At 66.4% G+C, this 23013-nt stretch carries 19 protein-coding genes; 7 read left to right on the top strand and 12 right to left on the bottom strand.

Annotated features, from left to right (window positions below):
• Window positions 1-34: 34 nt before the first annotated feature.
• From ABZ783_RS30605 to ABZ783_RS30590, 4 genes are read right to left on the bottom strand one after another with little or no spacing between them, the layout of a single operon-like run.
• Window positions 35-1036, bottom strand: coding sequence for an ABC transporter substrate-binding protein (locus ABZ783_RS30605; protein WP_357444208.1), 1002 nt, complete (start codon window positions 1034-1036; stop codon window positions 35-37).
• A 26-nt stretch (window positions 1037-1062) separates the two neighbouring features.
• Window positions 1063-2067 (bottom strand): amidohydrolase family protein, encoded by a 1005-nt coding sequence (locus ABZ783_RS30600; protein ID WP_357444206.1) that lies wholly within the window; start codon window positions 2065-2067, stop codon window positions 1063-1065.
• Window positions 2064-2771, bottom strand: a complete 708-nt coding sequence (locus tag ABZ783_RS30595) for a 4-carboxy-4-hydroxy-2-oxoadipate aldolase/oxaloacetate decarboxylase (protein ID WP_357444204.1) — start codon at window positions 2769-2771, stop codon at window positions 2064-2066. Before ABZ783_RS30595 ends, ABZ783_RS30600 begins: the two co-directional genes overlap by 4 nt.
• Entirely contained in the window at window positions 2768-3916 is a 1149-nt protein-coding gene (locus ABZ783_RS30590) for an alcohol dehydrogenase catalytic domain-containing protein (protein WP_357112278.1), read from the bottom strand. Before ABZ783_RS30590 ends, ABZ783_RS30595 begins: the two co-directional genes overlap by 4 nt.
• Window positions 3917-4050: 134 nt before the next feature.
• Between ABZ783_RS30590 and ABZ783_RS30585 the strand changes: the two genes are divergently transcribed.
• Window positions 4051-4983, top strand: a complete 933-nt coding sequence (locus ABZ783_RS30585; protein WP_357444202.1) for an ABC transporter substrate-binding protein — start codon at window positions 4051-4053, stop codon at window positions 4981-4983.
• Between the two features lie 25 nt (window positions 4984-5008).
• On the opposite strand, the gene ABZ783_RS30580 is transcribed toward ABZ783_RS30585, so the two are convergent.
• The 6 genes from ABZ783_RS30580 to ABZ783_RS30555 all read right to left on the bottom strand — a co-directional run bounded on the left by ABZ783_RS30580 (window position 5009) and on the right by ABZ783_RS30555 (window position 9508).
• Window positions 5009-5617, bottom strand: coding sequence for a 2,3-diphosphoglycerate-dependent phosphoglycerate mutase (locus ABZ783_RS30580; RefSeq protein ID WP_357444200.1), 609 nt, complete (start codon window positions 5615-5617; stop codon window positions 5009-5011).
• Entirely contained in the window at window positions 5617-6465 is an 849-nt protein-coding gene (locus tag ABZ783_RS30575; protein WP_357444198.1) for an alpha/beta hydrolase, read from the bottom strand. Before ABZ783_RS30575 ends, ABZ783_RS30580 begins: the two co-directional genes overlap by 1 nt.
• Window positions 6466-6489: 24 nt before the next feature.
• Window positions 6490-7311, bottom strand: a complete 822-nt coding sequence (locus ABZ783_RS30570) for a 3-methyl-2-oxobutanoate hydroxymethyltransferase (protein WP_357444196.1) — start codon at window positions 7309-7311, stop codon at window positions 6490-6492.
• A complete protein-coding gene (locus tag ABZ783_RS30565) occupies window positions 7308-7799 on the bottom strand; it encodes a hypothetical protein (protein ID WP_357444194.1) in 492 nt (163 codons plus the stop codon). Before ABZ783_RS30565 ends, ABZ783_RS30570 begins: the two co-directional genes overlap by 4 nt.
• A gap of 6 nt (window positions 7800-7805) precedes the next feature.
• On the bottom strand, window positions 7806-9086 hold the full coding sequence (locus ABZ783_RS30560) for a Rieske 2Fe-2S domain-containing protein (RefSeq protein ID WP_357444192.1): 1281 nt from the start codon (window positions 9084-9086) through the stop codon (window positions 7806-7808).
• Between the two features lie 98 nt (window positions 9087-9184).
• Window positions 9185-9508: a 2Fe-2S iron-sulfur cluster-binding protein gene (locus tag ABZ783_RS30555; RefSeq protein ID WP_357444190.1), complete on the bottom strand. Its 324-nt coding sequence runs from the start codon at window positions 9506-9508 to the stop codon at window positions 9185-9187.
• Between the two features lie 331 nt (window positions 9509-9839).
• Between ABZ783_RS30555 and ABZ783_RS30550 the strand changes: the two genes are divergently transcribed.
• The 6 genes from ABZ783_RS30550 to ABZ783_RS30525 all read left to right on the top strand — a co-directional run bounded on the left by ABZ783_RS30550 (window position 9840) and on the right by ABZ783_RS30525 (window position 16738).
• The gene (locus tag ABZ783_RS30550; protein WP_357444188.1) at window positions 9840-10637 is read left to right on the top strand and encodes a transposase; all 798 of its coding nucleotides are present in this window, start codon (window positions 9840-9842) and stop codon (window positions 10635-10637) included.
• Window positions 10638-10977: 340 nt separating this feature from the next.
• A complete protein-coding gene (locus ABZ783_RS30545; RefSeq protein ID WP_357444330.1) occupies window positions 10978-11607 on the top strand; it encodes a hypothetical protein in 630 nt (209 codons plus the stop codon).
• Window positions 11608-11830: 223 nt separating this feature from the next.
• Window positions 11831-12376 (top strand): hypothetical protein, encoded by a 546-nt coding sequence (locus tag ABZ783_RS30540; protein ID WP_357444186.1) that lies wholly within the window; start codon window positions 11831-11833, stop codon window positions 12374-12376.
• 996 nt (window positions 12377-13372) lie between these two features.
• Complete coding sequence (locus tag ABZ783_RS30535; protein ID WP_357444184.1) at window positions 13373-14026, top strand: hypothetical protein; 654 nt, start codon at window positions 13373-13375, stop codon at window positions 14024-14026.
• Between the two features lie 352 nt (window positions 14027-14378).
• Complete coding sequence (locus tag ABZ783_RS30530) at window positions 14379-15374, top strand: hypothetical protein (RefSeq protein WP_357444182.1); 996 nt, start codon at window positions 14379-14381, stop codon at window positions 15372-15374.
• 162 nt (window positions 15375-15536) lie between these two features.
• A protein-coding gene (locus ABZ783_RS30525; protein WP_357444180.1) for an IS3 family transposase occupies window positions 15537-16738 on the top strand; the annotation gives its coding sequence in 2 pieces (ribosomal slippage) (window positions 15537-15801 and window positions 15801-16738; 1203 coding nt in all).
• Window positions 16739-16993: 255 nt separating this feature from the next.
• Here the strand turns inward: ABZ783_RS30525 and ABZ783_RS30520 are convergent.
• A complete protein-coding gene (locus tag ABZ783_RS30520) occupies window positions 16994-17254 on the bottom strand; it encodes a hypothetical protein (protein ID WP_357444178.1) in 261 nt (86 codons plus the stop codon).
• On the bottom strand, window positions 17251-23013 hold a 5763-nt coding region (locus ABZ783_RS30515; protein ID WP_357444176.1), incomplete at its 5' end, for an RHS repeat-associated core domain-containing protein. The genes ABZ783_RS30520 and ABZ783_RS30515, both read right to left, overlap by 4 nt.

Here is a 23013-nt window from a genome sequence, read left to right as displayed (position 1 = left end):
TAGACCAAATAGTAGGGAGCGGCAACCGTCACCCTCAGATGACGAAGCTCTCCAGGGTCTCCGGGGCGAACAGGTCCTCCGGCCGCAACGGCTTCGGCGAGAGGCCCTGGGCGTGGTGATGGCCGAGGAACGACTCGAGCACGTGCCGGTTGGGCTCCAGCCCGTAGGACCACAGGTCGTCGCCGAGCAGCGCCCGGTCGGCCTCGGCGTGCTGGATGAGCCAGGGCGACATGAAACGCAGCGCGGAGGAGTCCAGGAACGCCTCGTAGGCCAGGCCCTTGGCCCGAGTGAACGCCTGGTGGAGCGACTGGGCGATCCAGCGGTCCGCCTCGTAGACATCCCGTCGGATGGCGACCACGTGCATGATCGGGAAGATCCCGGTGCGGGCGTAGTACGCCTTCTCGGCCGCGACGGGGTCGGCGAACAGGCGACGTACCCGACCGTCGTCGGCATAGAACGAGCTCGGGATCCGCGGACCGTAGAACGCGTCGATTTCGCCGGTGTGCAGCATCTCGGCGAGCGTGCGGTCCGCCGGGATAGCACGGACGTCGAAGGGCACGTCGATGGCGCCCTTCTCGACCCGACCGGGGGTCTCCTGACCACCGGTCAGGTAGCTGACCGAGTCGACCGGCACGCCGTGCTCGTCGGCGAGGATGCCGCGGATCCAGACGTTCGCGGTCAGCTGGAACTCGGCGTTGCCGACCCGCTTGCCGCGCAGGTCGCCGGGCTGCTCGATGCCGCTGTCGGCGTTGACGAAGATCCCGCCGTGCCGGAACATCCGCGAGGTGAAGACCGGGATCGCCACGAACGGCGACGGCTCACCGGCCGCGACAGCACGGCTCAGCGCGGCCGAGTACGAGGACAGCGACATCTCGGCCACGTCGAACTCGCGGTGCCGCACCATCCGGAAGAAGGTCTCCTCCACCGGCAGCCGCAGGTAGGTGAGGTCGATGCCGTCGGGACGCACCGAGCCCTCCCACAGCGCGCGCGTGCGGTCGTAGTCGCCGCAGGCGAGCGTCACCGGATGGCGTCGCATCGGCAGCTCCTCCTCGTCGGCAGCGGTCAGCGGCCCAGCCGCGCGGCCAGACCCGGGTAGACCCGCAGCGCATTCTCACTCATGACCTTCGCGCGGTCCGCATCACTCAGCGACGCCGCCTCGAGGTAGCGCAACGTGTCGTCCCACTCGATGCCGGTCGCCGGGTCGGCGCCTCGCACCGCACCCAGCATCTCCGAGGCGAAGAGCACGTTGTCGGCCGGGACGACGTCGAGCAGGAGGTCGATGCCCGGCTGGTGGTACACGGCGGTGTCGAGGAAGACGTTGCGCCACAGGTCCGCGGGGTCCTGCCAGCCGTTGCGCATCGCCAGACCGCGGAAGCGGCCCCAGTGATAGGGCACCGCGCCCCCACCGTGCGGGATGACCAGGCGTAGCGCCGGGAACCGCTCGAAGAGGTCGGACTGGAGCAGCTGCACGAAGACACTGACGTCGGCGTTGAGGTAATGCGCACCCAGCGTGTGGAAGTTGGGGTTGCACGCCGTGGAGACGTGGACCATCGCCGGAGCGTCGAGCTCCTCGAGCACCTCGTACACAGGGAACCACGACTCATCGGTGATCGGCTTGCCGGCCCAGGTGCCCGAGGGGTCGGGGTTGAGGTTGACCCCCACGAAGCCGAGCTCGTCGACGGTGCGGCGGATCTCGGTGACGACGCCGTCGATGTTGCCCGCCGGCGTCTGCGGCAGCTGGGCCACCGGCGCGAACGTCGTCGGGTAGAGCTCGGCGATGCGGTGCACCAGGTCGTTGGACGCGCGCGCCCATGCGGTGGCGGTGTCGGCATCGGCTACGTGGTGCTCCATGCCGGACGCCTTCGGCGAGAAGATCATGACGTCGCCGCCCCGCTCTCGCAGCACCCGGAGCTGGTTGGCCTCGACGCTCTCGCGCAGCTCGTCGTCGCTGATCGGCGACATCAGCGGAGAGACGCCACCGGATGCCAGGGCTGCCAGCTGGGCGTCGCGGAACGCCTGGAGCTGGCCGGGCGCGGTCGTGTAGTGCCCGTGGATGTCGATGATCAAGAGTCGGTCTCCTTGACCCAGTCGGCGTAGTCGACGTAGCGCGCACCGGCCCTCTTGAGCAGCGGGCGCATGTTGTTGACGTCGAGCGCGATCTCACCGGCCTCGTACCGTGACCGCGCGAGCGCCTCCTTCTCCTCGCGCGCATGGGATGCGGCGAGGACCTCCGCAGCCCGGAGCCGGGCGACGACCACGACTCCGTCGTCGTCGGCGACGATCACGTCACCGGGCGAGACGATCCGTCCGGCGATGCTGATGGGGACGTTGACGTCACCGAGCGTCCCCTTGACGGTGCCCTCGGCGGAGACCGCCTTGGACCACACCGGGAAGCCCATCTTGTTGAGGTCCGCCACGTCGCGGACGCCGGCCTCGATGATCAGTCCACGTACTCCTCGCGCCTTGAGCGAGGTGGCGAGCAGGTCTCCGAAGTAGCCCATGTCGCAGGGAGCCGTCGGCGAGACGACGAGGACGTCGCCTTCGCCGCACTGCTCGACGGCGACCCCGATCATCGTGTTGTCACCAGGAGCGACCGTCGCGGTGACCGCGTTGCCGGAGATGCGGACCCCCCGCTGGACCGGATTGATGTGCGAGCCGAGCAGGCCGGAGCGACCCTGCGCCTCGTGCACCGTGGCGACGCCGAAGCCGCCCAGCGCGTCCGCCACCGCGCGGTCGGCGCGGGGCGGGTTGGTGACGATGAGGCCGCTCAACGGACGGCTCCGCCGGGCTGGCCGATCAGGGCGGGCATCATCGAGACGTGGATGGCGTCCTCGTCGGTCTCGCCGGCGAGCACCCGGATGGCGTGGTCGACCTGATCGATGCCGTAGCGGTGCGTGGCCAGCTTCTCCAGGGGGAAGCGGTGGGAGGCCAGCTGCGCGACGGCGAGCTCGCACGCGTTGAACGAGTGGCCGCGCGCGGACTTGATCGTGATCGCCTTCTCGGTGATCTTCTTGACCGGAAAGTCGGGGAACGCCGCGAGCTCACCCTGGATGAGCAAGGTGCCCCCACGTCGCTTGAGCACGTCGACGCCGAGCAGCACGGGAGCCGTGCCCGCGCGTGAAGTGCAGTCGAGCACATGGTCGAGACCGCGACCGCCGGTGAGGTCCATGACCTTCTCCCGCGGGTCCTCGGTCATCACGTCGATGACGGCGTCGGCGCCGAGCTCCATGGCCAGCTCGAAGCGAGCCTTGTCGCGCGTGGTGCCGGAGACGATGACCTGGGCGGCACCGGCCGTCTTGGCGGCGACGAGCTGGGCGAGGCCCTGCTGACCGGGGCCCTGGATCAAGACGGTGTCGTTGTAGCCGACGCCGGCGGTGAGCAGCGCCCACTCGATGCCGTTGGACAGCGGCATCACCAGGCCGGCCTCTTCGGCGGTGATGCTGTCCGGGATCTTGTGGAGGACAGCGTTCCAGGGCAGGTACATGTACTCCGAGAAGCCGCCCCACAGGGTCCCCTCGAAGCCGGTCGAGGTGTAGCCGAAGCGGCGCGCGTCCGGGTTCGTGCGCCAGTCGGTGGCCTCGCAGTGGCGGTACTCGCCGATGCGGCACCATTCGCAGTTGAAGCACGCGACGTAATGCTCGACGAAGACGCGGTCGCCCTCCTGCAGGCCGTGGCGCTCCTTGAACCTCTCGCCGGCCTCGGCGATCACGCCGACGTTCTCGTGGCCCATGATGACCTCCCCCTGAGTCGCGGGGCTGGTCGGCGGGGTGGAGTAGAGCTTGACGTCCGTGCCGCAGATGCCGGCGACCTCCACCTCGAGCAGAGCAGACTCGGCGTCGATCCGCGGCCTGTCGAACTCGCGCATCTCGGTCGTGCCGGGTGCGGTCCGGACCGCCGCGAGCACCTTGTCGGTCATCGATTCTCCCTCGCCGCAAACCGTCATTGGCAGAATGGTCTGACCAGCATATCATCGGGTCATGAGGCGGGTCACTGACTCACCTCCAACGGCCTATCTGCCCGAGATCCGCTGCGCCGCCCGCGAGGAGCCCCATGCCCGAGCTGCTGACCCTGACCCGCCCGCAGGGCGCCAACCGAGCCCTTGTCGATGGTGAGATCGACCTTCCGGGCTACTCGTTGGCGTTCGCCGACGAGCCGGTGCTGGTCAAGGGCTTCCGCAAGATGGTCCGCGGTCTCGAGTACGACATCGCCGAGATGGCGCTCACGACGTACCTGACCGCCAAGGAGCACGGCGCCGCCTTCACCGCCCTCCCGGTCTTCCTCGTCCGCGGCTTCCACCACGGCAAGATCCAGGTGCTGCGCGACGGCTCGATCAGCACGCCGAAGGATCTGACCGGGGCCCGGGTCGGCGTCAACCGGGGCTACACCGTGACCGCAGGCGTCTGGGCGCGTGCGGCGCTCGCCGAGCACGGGCTCGACCTCGACTCGGTCACCTGGATGCTCTCGGGCGACGAGCACGTGGCGACGTACGTCCCTCCGACGAACGTCGTTCCCGCGCCCGAGGGCCGCTCGCTCGAGGAGATGCTGCTCGCCGGTGAGCTGGACGCGGTCGTCAACGCCGGGATCGAGCACCCCGACGTCGTGCCGCTCATCCCGGAGCCGACCGAGGCGGGGATGAGGATGCTTCTCGAGCGCGGGATCTTCCCGATCAACCACCTCGTGGTCGTGAAGGACTCGCTGCTCGCGGAGGACCCCGACCTCTCGGTCGCGCTCTTCGAGGCGTTCGCGGAGGCGAAGCGTCGCTACGTGCAGAAGCTGGGCCGCGGCCTCGTGGAGAGCAAGGACGACCGGCTGCTCGGCCGGATCCTGGCCGAGACGGGGGCGGACCCGCTCCCCTACGGGCTCGAGGCGAACCGAAAGGTGCTCACCGAACTGCTCGAGCATGCCCGCGCCCAGCACATCCTGACCGGCTCCCTCGCACTGGAGGACGTCTTCGTCGCCAACACGCTGCGCCTGCACGACTGACAGTCGTCAACCCGTCCGGGACAGGTCAGCAGACCCGGCGCAGGCCGCTGCCGGCCTCGTAGACGCGCGCGCTCCCGGTCGGCACCACGAGCGCCGAGGCGTCGTCGTCGCTGAGGCCTTCGAGCAGCTGGGCGAGCATGCGGAGCGCGTTGCCGTGCGAGACGACCAGGACGGTGTGGCCCGCGTCGAGGGCGGGGAACAGCTCGTCGTCGACGTACGGTCGCAACCGCTCGCGTACGTCGGACAGGCTCTCGGCCCTGCCGTCGGCGTCGACGGGCGGCCGGGCGTCGATGCCACGCCGCCAGCGGGCGACGCGAGCGGCGCCGTAGCGCTCGGCGGCCTCGGCGCGCGGCATCCCCTGCAGGGCGCCGTAGTGGCGTTCGTTGAGCCGCGCGGTGCGCAGGACCGGAGCATCGGGAACCCCGCACGCGTCCAGGATGAGGTCCGCGGAGTCGCGCGCGCGAGCCAGCAACGACGTGTGCGTGACGTTCGGCGAGATCCCCTTCGCGCGCAGCCGGACGCCGGTCGAGCGGGCCTCTTCTCGGCCGGCCTCGGTGAGCGCGACGTCGGCCCAGCCCGCGAACCGGTCGGCCGCGTTCCACGCGCTCTCACCGTGGCGGGCCAGGACGAGCATCAGTGCCGCCCGAGGAAGTCCAGCACCCGCCGCTGGGACGACTCCGGGGTCTGCTCGGCGACCGGCACGTCCCAGTACTCGTTGTCGGGCAGGCACTCCTGCAGATAGCGCGCAGCGGAGCGGGTGTGGGAGAGATCCTCACCCGGGACGATGAGCGCCGGGACGTCGAGGACCTGCAGGTCCTCGGGCTCGGGGCCGGGCACGGTGTCGCGGTCGAAGAGGAGCCGAGCCGTTCCGCTGACGATGGTGGCGTAGCGGCCGGCATCGCGCCCGGCATAGCTCGCCGCGAAGGCGTCATCGGTGCGCAGCGCCGCCGCCCACGGGCCGACCCGTGGATCCTTGCTGAAGCCGGCGTCCGTCGAGCGGGCCAGCTCGACGACGGCCTGCAACCCGTGTTCCGCGACGAAGCCGAGGTGCTGGGTGAAGCGGCGCTGTTGAGCGGCGCGGTAGGTCACCCCACCGGCCGGGGAGAACAGAACCATCGAGCGCACGCGCTGCGGGTGGGCGACCGCGAGCAGGGCGGCGGTCGAGCAGCCGACACAGCCGCCCATCGCGTGGGCGTCCTCGATGCCGAGGTGGTCGAGCAGGGCGACGGCCTGGGCGACGTACTTGTCCCAGGACAGCCGTTCGAGCCGGCCACCCGACCGCCCGGACTCGCGCCGGTCGAAGACGATGCAGGTGTAGCTCTGCGAGAGGGCGGGGATGAAGCCGAGATCCTTGTACCGGCCGAACGTCGTCCAGTTCTCGAGGCTCGAGTCGAACCCGCCGGGGCTGAACATGAGAACAGCCGGCCCGCTGCCGATGCTCTCGTAACGGGTGGGGATGCCGTCGAGGTCGACGATGGGCACGGCTGCTCCTCTGTGTCTGGTGCTCTACTTCTGTCCGCGGAGCTTCCGGGCGCCGCGGATGTCGGAGGCGCACTCGACGAGCGCGTCGTAGGCCACCTTCGCGACGTTGGCGTAGGTGTCGGGCTCCTTGTCGACGTTGCCCGCGTCGTAGCCGATCGCGGCCGTGACCATGCGGATCCGGCCGTCCAGCCAGGGGCCGCCGCCGAAGCCGCCGAGCACCGGGATGTCCACGGCATCGACCACCACCGGGCCGACGACCGGACCGGAGTTGGTGAAGTTGAGCGCAACGGCGCCGGCCGCCTCGAGCCGTTTGGCCTCGGTGACGAGCTGGTCCAGCATCTCGTCCGGGACCTGGGCGCTGCTGGCGGCGGAGTACTCGATGCCGTACTTCAGCGACGTCTGGGGCGTGATGCCGAACTGCGGGAAGACCGGGATGCCCGCACGCGTGATCGCCTCGACTGCCTCGGGGTGCTGCGAAGCGCCGTCGAGCTTCACCAGGTCGACACCGGCCTCCTTCACCAGTCGGACGGCGGCCCTGACTGCGGTCGCAGTGCCCTCCTGGAGTGGCCCGAACGGGAAGTCGGCACTGAGCAGGGCTCTCTGCACCCCGCGGCGCACCGCCTTGGCGACGACCAGCAGCTCGTCCAGCGTGATCTCGAGCGGGTGGGCATGGCCCCACAGGTTCACCCCGACCGTGTCGCCGACCGAGACGATGTCAGCGCCGGCGCGGTCGGCCAGCTGCGCCATCTGGTAGTCCCAGGCGACGAAGCAGACACTCTTCTCACCCGCGGCCTTCATCGCCCGGAGCGACGGAACGGTGACCTTCGGCGTCGTCCCCATGCTCATGCCCGGGTCGCTCGGAGCAGCTCGACGAGGTCGTCCTCCTCGGCCGGGACCAGCAGGATCCGGGCGTGGGGACGGAGGTGGAAGAGCGCCTCGCTGGTGAGGGCACCGGGTGTGACGACCAGGCCGGCCGTCATGATGCCGCGGACCTTGCAGGCGGCACCGATCGTGCCGACGGCCTCAGCGTTGGAGCCGTCCACCGACACCAGGACGACGGTGTTGCTGTCGTCGAGCGCATCGGCCAGCTCGACCGACTCTCCGGCTGTGGTGACGAGAGTCAGCCCCGGGTCGGTGACGCTGTAGAACCGGGCCTGGCCCCACTCCATCGAGGCCGTGCGACGCACGATCTCCTCGGCTGCGGGGTCGAGCGCGATGACCCTCGTGTTGCGTGTCGCCGCGAGCGGGTAGTCGATGCGGAACGCCGCCTCCTTGGCGGTGGTGGCCTCGGCGCAGGCGCTGACGCCGGCCGGGATCGAGAGCTGTTTGGCCACGGTGACTCAGACCGTGGTCTGGGGGACGCCCGGCTTGGCGATCATGGCCTCGCCGATCCCCTCGACGAAGGACTGGTCGGCGGGCAGCACGATGGCGACCGAGCGCACCTTCTGGTCCTGGGGCCGGTTCCCGACCGGCTCGGTGCCTTCCTGCAGCGCCAGCGCGGCCTTACGGAGCTTCTGACGGGCCTTGATGATGCCGGCGTCGGTGGCGACGAGGCGCTCCTTGGTCCGGTCGACGATCGGACCCATGGACTCCTGGAGCGAGGAGTCCTGCAGCGCGATGCCCTCGATGCCCGAGTACGTCTCCCCGCGGCGCTGGGCCTCCCGGTCCATCAGGTAGTCGTTGTCCTTGTTGGCGAGCGGGCGGTAGGCCGCGTCGTTGGCGCTGTGGACACCCTTGCCGGCCCGCATGGCGGCAACCTCGGTCTCGGTGAGCTCGCGGGTCGGGTGGTAGTCGAAGCTGTAGGCCCAGCAGTTCTCGTCGTCGATCGGCACCCAGAAGTGGCCGTGAACCGGGTGGTCGCCGCGCGGAGGCACCATGGTGAAGTTCGGAAGCACCCACGGCGTCACGCGCCAGTAGTAGTGCCCTTCCTCGGCGTTGCGGCGGGCGCCGATGAGCAGGCCACCCTCGGAGTCGACGACCTCGAAGAACGGCTTGAGATCACCCTTGTTGTACTCGTTGCCCTTCGACCCCTGGAAGAGCGGGTCGCTCTCCAGGTTTCCGCCGTGCAGAAACGTGACGTGGCTGGAGTCAATGCCGCCCTCTAGCGCCTGGAGCCAGTTGCACTCCTGGAGACGCTTGGACGTGAACGCCTGTCCGTCCGGGACCGTGTAGGCCTCCCACTCCGGCAGCGGGGGCTGCTTCGCGGGGTCCCCGAGGTAGGCCCAGAGCACGTCACCGCGCTTCACCATCGGGTACGACTTCAGCTTCACGTTGGCGCAGAAGTTGCTGGTCTCCGGCTCGCTGGGGACCTCGATCGCCTGACCGGTGTAGTCGTACTTCCAGCCGTGGTAGGGGCAACGCAGCCCGCCCTGCTCGTTGCGTCCGAACCATAGGGAGACGCCGCGGTGTGCGCAGAACTCGTCCATCAGCCCGTAGTTGCCGTCGGAGTCGCGGATGGCGATGAGCCGCTCCGAGAGGATCTTCACCCGGACCGGCGGGCAGTCGTTGTCCGGCAACTCCTCGGCCAGGAGCACGGGCTGCCAGTAGCGACGGAAGAGCTCACCCATCGGCGTACCGGGGCCCGTCTGGGTGAGGAGTTCGTTGATCTCGGTGCGAAGCATCGTGGGTTCCTTCCGGTCTGACGTATAACTATCAGACCATTAGACAGAAGGCAATGGGCGCGAGCCCGCCGAACAAGCGGCGCTAAAAGACGGCGGAGTCAGGGCTGCGTGGGCGGAACGTCGACCGTCAGGCCGTCCAGGTCCTCGGTGATCTCGATCTGGCAGCCGAGCCGACTGCAGTCGCGTCGGTCCTCGACGCCCAGGTCGAGCAGGTCGTCCTCGAGGTCACCGGGCCCGCCGACGGTGGCCGTGAACTCGTCGCGGACCCAGACATGACACGTGGCGCAGGAGTTGTTGCCTCCGCACTCGCCGATGATGCCGGGCACTCCGTTGCGGAGGGCCGCGCTCATGACGTTCTCACCGACCGCCGCATCGACGATCCGCGTGTCGCCGTCACTGCCCACGTACACGACCTTCGGCACCCGAAAGCTCCTTCTCAACAGCCAATGGCCTAACCATTCTACCGAGGATGCGACCTGCGTCAACCGCCACGTGCTCATCGAGCCGAAGCTGCCTGGCCAGCGCGCGCGATTGGTTCGGTGTCGGTCTGTCGGGTCATCGCCGGGGGCACCACGACGCCGTCATGCAGCGGCCTCGGCTCGGATCTGCCGACGTCGGCACGTCGCGCGGGACAGACCTCGGCAATTCAGAGTGATTCGCGCGCATCGAGGTCGGTGAGGGAAAGGTGCAGCCGACCTGCAAGGATGTGGTTGCCTAGACCGTATCCACAGTAGAATCGGATGCACCTTTCTGGTGAGCAAGCGTAGCGGATGGGACGAGCGGCTATCGGTAGCCGCCGGTGGGAAGGGCCTGGTCGGTCACGCTGGCACGGTTCTGCTGCGGCGGTGCGCGGACCGGACCGGGTTGACCAGGGCGTTGAGCGCGGTCGCGCCGAAGGGTAAGGGGCCGGGCTGGTGGGACCGGGGCGCGATCCTGGTGTCCGTGGCGGTGTCGATCGTGCTCGGCGCGACCAGCATGTCCGATATCAACCTCCTCGCCCATCAGGTCGGCGTGTTCGGTGGCCCGCCGTCGGACTCCACCGTCCGCCGCACCCTTGACGGGCTCGACGCGGCAACGCTGACCCGGATCGCCAAGGCCCGCGCAAAGGTCCGCCGCCGGGTGTGGGACCTACTTGCCAAGCGCCCGGGCGGGTTCCCGTGGCTGTGTGTGGCGGGCAAGCTGTTGACCGGATGGGTCGTCATCAACCTGGACGCCACCTTGATCACCGCGCACAGCGACATGCAGGGCGCGGCGGCGGCGACGTTCAAGAAGGGCTTCGACTTCCACCCCTTGGGGGCGTGGTGCGCCAACACGATGGAGTCCCTGGCGATGCTGCTGCGGCCGGGCAACGCCGGCTCGAACACGGTCGCCGACCATATCCGGGTGTTGGGTGAGGCCCTCGCGCAGGTCCCGCTGCACTACCGCCACAAGATCCTCATCCGGGTCGACGGGGCCGGGGCCACCCACGAACTGCTGGAACACCTGCAACAGATGAACACTGCCTGGGCGCACGGTGCGGTTCACCGTCGGGTAGACGATCACCGACACTGACGAGGCCGCGATCGCCGACCTGCCCGCCACCGCCTGGAGCGACTCGCTCGACCAGGACGGCGCCGCCTGGCCGAGGGCATCATCAGGGCGTTCGCGTGCGGGCTGTTCACGCCGCTCTGGATCGCGGCCCGCCAGCCGCTTCCCGGCCGTACGGCCGCCGCTGGCTGTCGTTCCTGGTCGTCCTGTCACAAGTCGATCAACGGAGGCAAGCGACACAGCTGGGCGCGCAGACGAGCAACCGTCGCTGCGCTGATAGATCAGTAGCCAGCCGGGTCCACTCCGCGCTGTCGAGCCCACAGATCTTGCGAGTACCCGAATCCTGCGGATCAGTCTATCGTTGATGTTCAATATAGAGATGAATGATTTGAAGGAGGTCCCGTTGCAGCACGCGGCGGAACTCGACAGCCCCGACTTGCTCGGCTGGTGGATACGACAGCCGAGCCGGCGAGGCCATCTGCGGGCACGGCGCCTGACAACACCACATCCACAGGGCATCCGGTTTGCGTTCTACGGCCGAATGTCGACCAAGGAGTTCCAGGATCGGTTGTCGTCGACGCGGTGGCAACGCGACTTCGCCGAGGACCTGGTCGATGGCCGAGGCGGGATCGTCGCTGAATTCTTCGACGTCGGCTGCTCCCGGCGGCTGCCGTGGCCGCAACGCCCACAGGCCGCGCGGCTGCTCGCCGCCCTGGCCGATCCGGATCGTGAATTCGACGCGATCGTGATCGGCGAGTACGAGCGCGCCTTCTACGGCGACCAGTTCCGCCAGCTCGCCCCAATGTTCAAATCTACGGTGTACCCCGACCGGCTGCGCGGCGCAGCCCGCGAGCTGACGAAGGCTGGGCTGCGACGGGCGGCGAAAGCCGTTGACCGCTTCGCCGCGATGCTTGGTCCCGACCCCGGAGAAGACGCGGTGCAGGCATGGGTGGACGCCTACTTGCGAGTAGACGTGGCCCTCGACCTATGTTGATGCGGATCCGAGGGGTGGCGCAACTGCAATGCCTCCCCCCGCGGCGGCTGGCTCGCCGCTGAAGACGGCCTGGCAGCAGCTTGCGAGGACGTGCAGAGCCGTGCTGGGAGCGTCGGGGTTGGATGACCTTGTGATCACAATGCAGGCGGTAATCGAGGTTCCAGCGTTCGACGCCGGATCGCCGCGACCATGGCCAGTGGCCTCGATGGCACCCTGCTCGTGGTTGGCGCTCAACGCCGGATGCACCGATGAGCAGGTCGGGATGTTCGTGGCCGCCCTCGCTGATCGGATCGATGTTCCGCCTTCTGTGGGGCGGGATGAGGTCATGGACGCGTTGCTGGCTCAGGAGTTTCTCATCGTCGCGGGTGGCTTGCAGGTGCGCGACACCGCCACCGGGATGGCGGTTGTGCCGGGCTGCTGTGCCGGGCTAGAGGAATGGCGGGAGTGGACGCAGGTCATTTCGGGTGGTTCGCCGTGGTTGGGCCATGACCCGGGCCCGGAGGCTGAGGTGGTCGGCGACAATCTTCGGGTGTGGCAGGACGGCGGCCCGAACCGGCATCGTGGCCGCTGGGCCGGGCTCCACGTCGACATGCCTCGTAGTGCGCTGCCTGAGCTGCTTGTGCGTGCACAGCGGGATCTGGCCGGCTTCCTCACCGCCCTCACCGGGTGGGCCGAGCGGGCCGGTCTGGAGCGGCGAGGGATCGACTTGGTAGAGGCAGTCGACACCAACTTCACGATCACGCCGCCACTGGACTTGGCGAGCAGCTAATGTCTCGCCGCGGAATCGTGTACGGCCTGGCAGGGCACGCCCTCGCCACCCTCGTCTTCCTGGGCGTGTTCCTGCTCGACCCCGAAGACCCGGCCGACCGCGCCGCAGCCGCGGTGGGCCTGTCGGTCCTGACGGGTGTGGTCGGGTCAGTAGTCACGCTTGGCGTCGCACTCCGCCGTTCAGTACGAGGTCACCGAGACAGGACCCTGGCGGGGATGCTCACGGCGTGGGCCGTGGGCGCAGTCATCGGAACCATTGCCGCTGGCTTCGTGCTAGTTACGACGTCGGACTGGAGCGATCATTGCCCATGCAAGGCCCCGATCTCCGTATTTTGACGAAGCTGGCGAGGCCATCCGCTTGGGAACACGGGGCACCGGGGGCCGGTCATTGGACGACGAAGCCCTGACACGAGACCTCCTTTGGCCTGGTTGCCGACCTCGTCGTGCACGTAATCCTTGATGCGAAAACTTCACCACCGCCGAGGCACGCACCTGGTGGATCGACGGCAAGTGCGCTGATCGGATCGCACCCCGACACGCCCCGCGACCTCCCACCCGTCGATGTCGACCCCATCGCGATCGCGCCGCTGGTCGCCGCTTCGGGCCTGCCCTTCGTCAGCGTGGATCTCGCTCTGCGGGCTGATGGGTGTGGCGCGTCGTCGAACTCGGCGACGGTCAGGTCAGCGACCGCCCAACCTCCGTTGACCCCACGACTTTGTCACCGCGCTACTCACCGACACCCGCTGATCCGTCCAGCCGTCCAGGCGCCGCCGCTCCCCCGTCGCTGGTCGTCTGGTACCGGCCGGCCATAACCGCGATCCGGTGATGGGCAGCGGATTGCTCGGAAATACTCCAGTTGCCTCCACCCGCGCTCACCACATAGTTTCGGATCATGGATCCGGTGCGGGGAATGGACACTCAAAGCCCCGGACCTGGTAGCGGCCCCGGCCTAGCAGCGGCATTCCCACGAGCCCTCCACGCCGACGTCACCGCCGCAATGGAGCTGATGTCGGCTGCTTCCCTCTCACCAGCAGGGTCGTTCGACGTCTCGGTCGTCAGCGAACGCGTCTGGATTCCGTACCGCCTCTACGCCGACGAACCCGCCGTTGAAGCCCAGCGCACGCTGGCGCCGTTGCAGCAGGCCGTCCTGAGCTGCCTCTACAGCCGGCATCACGACGGCTACGTCCGGCAGCGGCACATCGAGAGAATCGCGCCCCGGGCCGAGGACTGGATTGCTCCGTTCGTCGTTCACCTGATAGGCGAGTACGTGCTGGAGATCGTCCTCCGTATCAAGGACGAACTCGCCGACATTAGACTGCCAGGCACCGCCATGCACACCGTCTACGGCCGCTTCGCCGCGGCCAACGCCAACTTCATCACCCTCACCAGCCAACGCGCGGCCAGCTACTGGAACTGCTACCACCGACACCGTTACCCCAAGGTAGCCGACTACCCCGCGACGATCCTCCTCACATCGATCCGCGACGCAGCTCGATGCCCGTCACGCCCGCCCGATGACCAGCGAGATGAGCCTCTCGGACCGTGCGCGAACCTGCTCCACCGAGGTGCGCACGATCCTGGACGTTGCCGTTGCCGCCCTGCCGCCGAAGGACGCCCGAAACCTCCGCATGCAGGTCGCGGCTCTCGATGAGCTGTGATGAAGCGGCGCAGGGCATCTCGCTCGGCTCGGACGCCTCCGACCTGGTCAACCGGTCCACCGACGGACTGGGCCCGATCCTCGTCGACGGCCCGCGGACCCAACTCGACCCCCACACTGGCAGGATCGGGCAACGCTTGATCTTCGTGGCCCGTGCCTGGCTGTTCCGGCCGTTACAGTCCGCCGTCGTCCGGCCCCCGGGCGCCGTCTTGGCTACCCGCCTGGCTGCTTGGGCAGCGGCCCAGACCAACGGATTGAGAGAACACACCCCGCCATGGCCACCCGTCACGACCTCGGCGGGGCCGCTGCCTACGATGTTGCCTTACGCGTTCACAGGGAAGGCGACATGTCTGAAGGCATCAACGCGGAGAGCCTGATCGCTCTGGCTGATCGCCTGCGAGCCAAATCAGCGCAAAACCATGAACGTCTCGAGCTGGTCACCAGGTGCGAAGGCTTGCCGTGGCTTGCCCATGTCCCGGCTGCCACCGAGTCATGCATCAACATCCTCGCCCAGACTGACCCGAAGACCCGCTCGATGCCTTGCGAGCTCGGTATCTCCTCGATGGAGGTGCCCAGCGCCATGACCACCTTCCGCCGTTGGTGGCCAAAGGCGGTCATCGCCATGGGCGATCCCGGGCAGCCCGATCCGCGGAAGCCGTTGAAGCCCGGCATCGTGCAGTGGCGTTTCGACGGTGTCAACGCGTCGCCGGCGTTGGACCCGCCGAGCGCCGCTGGTTCTGCCGCTATCGCCGCTCACTTTGCCGGCCTGCCATGGGAGCCACCGCCGATGATGTATGAGGCGGCCGCTCCGCTTGGCGACATTGAGGTAGAAGACCTGCTGGCTAGCATGGTTCATCCGCCGCAGATGCCGGAAGGCCGGTGGGATCGCCTGCCAGGCTCGTGGGAACGCTACATCCAGGCGTGGTGCTGCCTGGGCCTGCTGCACCATCGACCGGAGCAACCCTGGTCTGCGTCGGCCAGACGACAAATGTTGATCGAGCTTGCCTACGGTGTCGAAGACTGGATTACCGAAGCCGCGCTCTATGCGCTGGTCACAGCGGCCTGGGTGGACCCAGCGTGCCGCTCGGACGTCGCAGGGCTGGTGGAGACCAGATATCGGATGATGCGTGAGGCGACCAAGACCAGACCACTCACGATTGGCGTCTCGGTGGCACAGCTGGTTTACATAACCCCAGGAATGCCAAGCGAAACCCTTCACCATGCAGCGGATCTGACCGCTGCATTCCAGGAGTGGCCAGGCAATGGCAGCGCCGCGCTTGGCGGATCACCTGCGCCACCGCCGCAGCGAAGGTCGCTGTTGGACAGGATTCGTCGCCGCTGAGCGGGACCTTCACCCCGAAGTCCATTCACGCTGTTCGAGAGTCGCTTGACGTTAGTTTGGTCCGGTTGAGATAGTCACGGCGAGCACACAAACAGATGAGCCGCCACGGGTTTTCCGGACAGGTGGACCAAGTAGAATTGGTCGATCTGGAGAGGAAAACAGTTGCCACGCGCGAAGAGGACTTTCTCCCCGCAGTTCCGGGAAGAAGCGGTGAAACTGGTGATCGAGGCGTCGCGTCCGATCGCCGCGGTCGCCCGTGAGCTCGGCATCGGGGAAGGCACGCTCGGGAATTGGGTCGCCGCGTATCGGCGCGAGCATGCTGGCGACGAGCCGCCGCTGAACGTCAGTGAACGGGAACGGCTGCGGCAACTGGAACGCGAGGCGCGGGAACTACGGATGGAGAACGAGTTCCTGAAAAAAGCCGCAGCGTACTTCGCCAAGGATCATCGGTGAGTGACACGTTCGAGTTCATCGACGCCGAGTACGCCGCCTCATTGTCCACGAACGACCACAGTGGTGCTCCGTCGATCATGCAGATGTGCCGGTGGCTGGACGTGTCCCGGTCCGGCTACTACGAATGGCGTGACCGGCCGGCATCGGCGACCGCGCGCCGCCGCGACGAGTTGAAGCAGCTGATCCAGCACTCGTTCGACGCCTCCGACGGCACCTACGGCCACCGGCGGGTGCACGCCGACCTGGCCGACTGGGGCGTCGCCTGCGGACCCGAGCTGGTCCGGGCCCTGATGAAGGAGCTTGGCCTGCAGCCCTGCCAGCCCCGGCCGTGGCGGCACAGCCTCACCGTGGCCAGCGACGAGCCGCGCACCATCGGGGACCTGGTGCGCCGCGACTTCACCGCCGACGTGCCCGGGCGGAAGCTTGTCGGTGACGTCACCTACATTCCCACCTGGCAGGGCTGGCTGTTCTTGGCGACGGTGATCGACTGCCACACACGGGAAGTCATCGGCTGGGCAATGGACGACAACTACCGCACCCCGCTCGTCGAATCCGCGATCCAGATGGCCGCCGCCAACCACCGGCTCGCCGACGACGTCATATTCCATTCCGACCGGGGCAGCAACTACACCTCCACCGACTTCGGGAAGACGTTGAAGCGGCTGAAGATACGGCAATCGGTTGGCCGGACCGGTATCTGCTACGACAACGCCCTGGCCGAATCGTTCTTCGCGACGCTGAAGAACGAACGCACCCACCGCACCCAGTACCCGACGCGGGAACACGCCCGCAACGACATCGCCAGATACATCGAGCTCCACTATAATTCCCGCAGACGCCACTCAGAACTCGGCTACAAAACCCCACGACAAGTTCGAGACGAGTTCGAGAACCGGCAGCTCGCCGCATGAATTAGCCACAAACGAGCCTGTCCGGAAAACGCGGGGCGGCCCACTTCAAAACGCTGGGTCACAGCCACTAAACGAGTTTTGGCACGGTACACCCAGCCACCCTGCAATAGAGGTGCCGTGGACGCCGCAGCCCACACGGCCGCAGACGGCCGCAGACGGGCGTAGAGGGGCAAGGCAGTGCCTCACCCCTCTACGCGTCTACGCGGATCGGAACCTACACCTCCAGTGCCAAGTCAATCCGCCTAGCACTACCGCTCAAGCAACTCGGTCAAGAGCGGTCCAGAGGCGAGTCAGAACTTCCTCCACCGCAGCCCGCCACCCTTCCGGGTTTTTCGTGAATCTAATCATTTCCAATTCGTTAGAAACCTCCCGGAACCGCCCGTCCAACTCGGCGGAAACGCCCTCAAGTTGATACAGCAGGCGTTCCAGTTCGGAAGCGAAGTCCTCGAGGGCAACTTGGCCACCACGGAAGGCATCAACTTGCTTTCGGATTTCTTCTCTGACAGCGTCATTCATTTCGTAATTACCGTAACCACTCGACCTTCGGGACTCACAATGACCGTCAGGGTGCCCGACGTATGCGAGATATTACCGTTGTCCTGCGGAACGCCTGTCGTGTTTCTGATGACATACTCGACATAGGTTGGCGGTACCCCCCGCCCATAGTCGTAGGATCCGCCGGTCTGCCGGATTTGCGGCATACCACCCGTGAGGCCACCCTCATCCGGCCCTGGGCGCGGTGAGTACCTCAACCCGCTCGGCTGCATACGATCGACCGCGTGGCGGGAATACAGCCGTCCATCGATCTGCGCATACCACTGCCCGTCGGCATAGACCTTTGGGTAGTTCAGCCAAGTGGTCCAATTTGAACCGCCCGACGCCCTACCACCAGCCTTTTTGGCGAGCCGTGCAGCCGTGCTGGCACCCCGCGTCAAAGCACCCCCTGCCCCACCGGCAGCCGCACCGACAGCGCTCAACATGAGGTCTTTCGCGAGCCCGCCCGCCTCGTAGCCGGCTTCGTAGTGCCTTCCCTCCTTCCAGTTCTCGTAGATGGAGCAGACGCCGGTAAGAACGCAAGTCCAACCAATACTTCCAGGACCACCAGGCGTCTTCCCGTACTTGACGTCCCAGGCTGTAGCCTCTTCGGCCATTCCTTTAAGAGAGCCGACCGGATCATCAATGAAGGCGACGATGCCGGCAGCGGCGTCCTCCTCATAGTTATTCCAGCCGGCAATCGCACCTACAACAGCCTCGCCGAGGTTGTCCCAGAAATCATGACCATCGATCTCAATAGCACTGATCGGATTGCCACCGCCGAAGCCGTACCTGTTTCCCGTCCAAGGGTTGAGGCCGAGGCGCATATCAGCCAAGGCGCCGTTGTAGTTGTCCCGAGACAGGAACCGGTTCAGGCCGGGGCTGTAGTTCCGGAACCCCATATCATACGACTCTGAGTTCTGGTCCCACCGCTTGGCATTAAACCGGTACGCGTTGTACGGCTCCTTGCTCGGGTCTTCGGCGTTCGGCTTGTCGATGCCGGTGAATTGGGCCTCGTCATTTTTGCCATAGGCGGTATAGCCGTAAGTGGCACTGGTATCACCGGCCTCGTCCGTCAATTGCTCGACGTCGGTGTGCCTGTCGTAGCCATAGTACGCACTTTCGTTGGCCCCGTCGTCCTTGTGGGTAATTTGGGACAGTCGTTGTCCCCAAGGCGAGTACTGGTACGACTTGGTGAGCTTGCCGGCGACCTCCTCGTCCAGCACCTCGCTGGAGAGGCCGAGGTAGCTGAAGGTGGTGGTCATCTCCTTGGTGCCGCCGGCGTCGGTGGTCTTGGTGGTGGTCCGATCCAGCGGATCGTATGTGTATTTGGTGGTGGAGATGGTGGTGCCGTTGTTCTTGCGGTTTTCGATGAGGTGGTCGAAGCCGTCGTAGATGTTGCGCTCGATCACCGTGCCGGCGGCAGTAACAGTGTCGAGGCGGCCGAACGGGTCGTAGTTGTACGACGCGGTAGCGCCTCCCGTACTGGCGGTGAGGAGCCGGTTGCGGTCGTAGTTGTACGTCGTCGGGGTGCCCTTGACGGTCTGGTTGATGACGTTGTTGTTCGCGTCGTGGACGTACGTCTCGCTGCCCGCTCCGTCTCCGGTCTTGACAAGGTTGGTGAGGCGGTCGCGGGGGTCGTAGGTGTAGTCGCTGGTGGTGTTGAGGTACGCCGAGTGGTTGTCGGCGTTCATCTTCTTGGCGACGTCGCGGGTGCGGTTGCCGTTGAGGTCGTAGGTGTAGGTGTGTTCCGACACCAGCGTCCCGTTGGGCTTCTTTTCGACCTGGGTGTTGAGCAGCCCGTCGAGGTAATAGGTGTACTTGACGGTGTTGCCGTTGCCCTTGGTTTCCTCCGCCCTTTCGCCGCGGTCGGTGTAGGCGAAGGTGGTGGTCTTGCTGTCGGGGTCGGTGGCGGACTTGCCGTTGATGACCTTGGACACCAGGTCGCGGGGGTCGTAGTCGTAGCTGGCGTATTGCTTGTCGTGGGTGACGGTCAGCGGTGAACTGTTCTCGTTGTAGGTGAATGTGGTGGTGTTGGTAACCGTCCCGGACTTGCTCTCGGTGACCGTCTGTACCTGGTTCAGGTCCGTGTAGTCGACCGAGTAGGTGTCCACCTGGGCACCGGGAGAGGCATCCGTGATGGTCTTCAGGTTGCCGTTTGGGTCGTAGCGGTAGCTGTAGTCCTGCTTCTCGTTGTCCGCCTCACCGGTGTTGTCGCGGACGATCTTGATCGCGTCGGCGACCACCGTTCCGGTGGCCTGGTCGGACAGCGTCACCTTTTGGGTGTTGCCTTCGGTGAAGGTGTAGGACCCGAGGCTGACCCAGGTGCCGGTGTTAGTGGTCTGGTTGACCGTCTTGACGGTGGTGCCGCCGCCGTGGTTCACCGTGTACTTGGCGTCGGTGGCGGCGCCGGTGACGGTCGGGTAGCGGGTGAACACTTCGTAGGTGCCGGCCTGTGGCACGTTGAGTTGCCAGGTGAAGGTGTTCGTGCCGGTGCCCGCTGGGCGGGTGGCGTAGTTGGTGCCGTACTTGCCGGTGGCCGTGTTCGCGGCGGTCCACGTACCGGTGGCCGACGTGTTGTTGAAGTCGGAGTTGTCGACCAGGACGACCTGCTTACCAACCGGGACGCCGTCGTCCGAGCGGGACTTGAGCTTGCCGTCGGGGAAGTAGGACCAGGTCATGGTGCGGTTCGACGATCCGCCAGCCGAGGTGACCGTGCGGCTGGTCTGGGCGCCGAGCTCGTTGTAGTCGTACGAGGTGACGATGTCCCACGGATCCGACGACGACTTCGTCCACCCGTTGTCGTAGTAGGCGTAGGTGGTGTCGTTGCGCACCGACTCACCGGCGGACGGCGGCGCTGACAGGGTGGCCAGGCGGCCGACCGCGTCGTAGGTGTAGGTGGTGACGTCCGCGGTGGTGTAGCGGCTGTCGTCCTTGTCGTACGCGGTGCGGGTCTCCTTGACCCGGTTGAGCTTGTCGAAGACCGTGACCGTGGCGAAGTCGTCCGGGTCGTCGGTGGTGGCCACACCGCGGGGGGTGATCACCTTGGTTTGGTTGCCTACCTGGTCGTACTCGAAGCGGGTAATGCGATAGGTGATGGCTCCCGAGTCGTTCTTGTGAGGGACTCTGACCTCAGTGGGCTTACCCCGATGATCAAGGCTAATGAGTGTGGTGGTGCCGAGTTCGTTTGTCGTCTCGATCACCAGCCCGTCCTTGTCGTACTTGCTGATGATGCCCTTGCCCAGCGCGTTCGTCTGCTTGACGACCCGGTGCGCCGGGTCATAGGTATACTCAGTGGTGTAGTCAGTGGTGTCCGCCGTCGCATTCTTTCGCGGATCGATGACCTTCCGGATGTTGCCGACCTCGTCGTACACATAGCTGATCTGGTGGCCCTCGGCGTTCGTAACGCTGGTCAGCTGGTAGATCGCGTCGTACGTGTTGGTGGTGACGTAGTCCCCGCCGTCCGGCGTCAGGTTGCCCTTGGGCTCGGTGGTGGTCAGCAGGTTGCCGACCTTGTCGTAGGTGAAGGACGTCTTCCGTTCGGGGTCGCCCGCGACATCGACCGTGGCCAGAGAGTACTCCAGTTGGTCGGCTTTATCGTATGAAGCGGTCGTGACGGCACCGTTCGGGGCGGTCGACTCGTAGACGTTGTCGTTGGCGTCGTACTTCGGTGCCGGGGTGGTGATCCACTCGTTGGTGGCCTGGTTCTTGGCCACCTTGTTTTCCAGCGGGCGGCCGAACGTGTCGTAGGTCTGGGTGGTGTCGTGGTTGAGTGCGTCGGTGACCTTGAGGACCTGGCCGCGCACGTCGTAGACGAACTTCGTCTGCTTGGTGTCGGCGTCGGTGATGGTCTGCGGGTAGCCGTTCGGGTCGAAGTTGCTGTTGGTGGTGACGTTGCCGTTGGCATCCTTGGCCGTCAGCATCTGACCCCACGCGTCATAGGTGTAGGACGTCTTGTAGTCCTCCGGGTCCGGCGTGGTGCTGCCGAGCGGGTCGACGACCCAGGCCAGGTCGCCGTCGGCCTCGTAGCCGAAGGTCCACTTCCGGCCTTCGGGGCTGGTCTTCTCGGTCAGGTCAGCGACGTAGCCGTTGAGCTGTCGCTGGTAGCCCAGGACCGTGCCCGGCCAGCCGTTCTTGACAGCCTCCGCGTCCTTGATCTCGGTCGGGTAGCCGGTCTTCTGGTCGTAGGTCCAGGTCGAGGCGGCACCGTTGTTCTCGGTGAGTTTGGTGACGTTGTGGTCGTCGTCCCACTCGAGCTTGGTGACCTCGTTCTTCGCGTTGGTGGTCTGCGTGGGTCGGCCGTAGCCGTCCATCTGGTACTGGGTGGCGTGGTTCTCGGCGTCGGTGACCGTGGCGTTGATGTTGTTGCCCTGCGGGCCGTCCGGGTCGACGTAGCCGAACTTGCTGAGGTAGCCGAGCCGGTCGGTGTAGGACTTCGTGGTCCAGTGGAACTTCGGGTCGTCGCCGGTCTGCGGGTAGTTGTAGACCAGGCTGGTGGGGTTGCCGCGCGGGTCGGTGACCTTGACCAGCTTGACGTTCTTGTTGCCCTGCGTCATGTCGTAGGCGAACTTGAACACCTTGGGCGCGCCCATGGTGCCGCTAGAGCCGTACCCATCGATCAGCTCACCGAGGAGACCCTTGTCGGTGTAGGTGAAGGTGAGCTTGCGTCCGGAGATGTCGGTGATCTGGGAGATGTGGTCGATGATCTTCGGGTTGGTCAGGTTGGTCGCGGACTTCCGCGTCCAGGTGGTGTCGTCGATGTAGTCGAACGCCTGGCCCTTGGCGTAGTAGTCCACGGTCAGCGTCTTCCGACCGGTCGGGTCGGTGATGTACTTCAGGAACTTCGTCGGCTTGTTGTTCGACTTCCGCTCCTCGTAGGTGAACACCATCTCGTTGCCGTTCTTGTCGACAACGCTGGAGAGGAAGCCCTCGCAGTCGTAGAAGAACTGCGTCCGGTCCGGCTTGGTGAGCAGCCAAGCCTTCCGCTCCTGGCTCTTGTTGTCGCAGACCTTGTTCTGCTGCAGGTAGAGGTGAACTCCCTTGGGGCTCTTCCACTCGTTCGCGGCCGCGTCCCAGGTGAACCAGTGACTCGTGCCGTCCCCGTCAGTGAACGTGACCTTGGTCGGGTTCGGGTTCGGGTGGAAATCCAGGGGCGTGCCGAGCCGCATCATCGAGCTGGCCTGCAGCGACCACCCGTAACCGGCGACCGTGTCGCTGGTGTCCAGGGAGTTGTAGGACATCCGCACGAACGTGGACAGCCCCCGGGAGGGGTTGCTGAGCGCGTTGTACGACCAGACGGTGTTGCCGGAGTACAGGTTGTTCATCAGGGTGCCGCCGGCGCCGGTGTTCTTGCCCGCGTACGAGTAGAACTTCTCCAGGCCGAGTTGGTCGGAGGTCGGTTCCTCGACGGCGACGTTCTGCGGCAACGGCTGGATCGCCGGAACGGTCTCCGACAGCTTTTTACCCGTCAGCTTGTTCCGCAGATCCCACTGGATGACATAGTCGGTGCGCTTGTTGCCCTCGGTCGAGGACGGCGGGGTCTTCACCTGCGCGTTGACGTCGACCGTGCCGCCGGCCGGGACGCTCTTCGGTAGCGCGGTCTTCAGTTCGAAGGTGGCGTCGGCGCCGTCGGTGGTGCCGTCGGCGCGCTTCCAGTCGTAGCCGAGTTCCCAGTCGGTCGGGTTCCAGGTGGTCAGGGTCGGGTTGGACAGGGTGACCGGTACCGTGTACGTGGCGTTCGC

Source organism: Micromonospora sp. NPDC047738 (genome assembly GCF_040642675.1).
In the GTDB taxonomy this organism is placed as follows: Bacteria; Actinomycetota; Actinomycetes; order Mycobacteriales; family Micromonosporaceae; genus Micromonospora.
The sequence above is the reverse complement of the archived record's forward strand: the minus strand, read 5'-3'. Positions and strand labels throughout refer to the sequence as shown.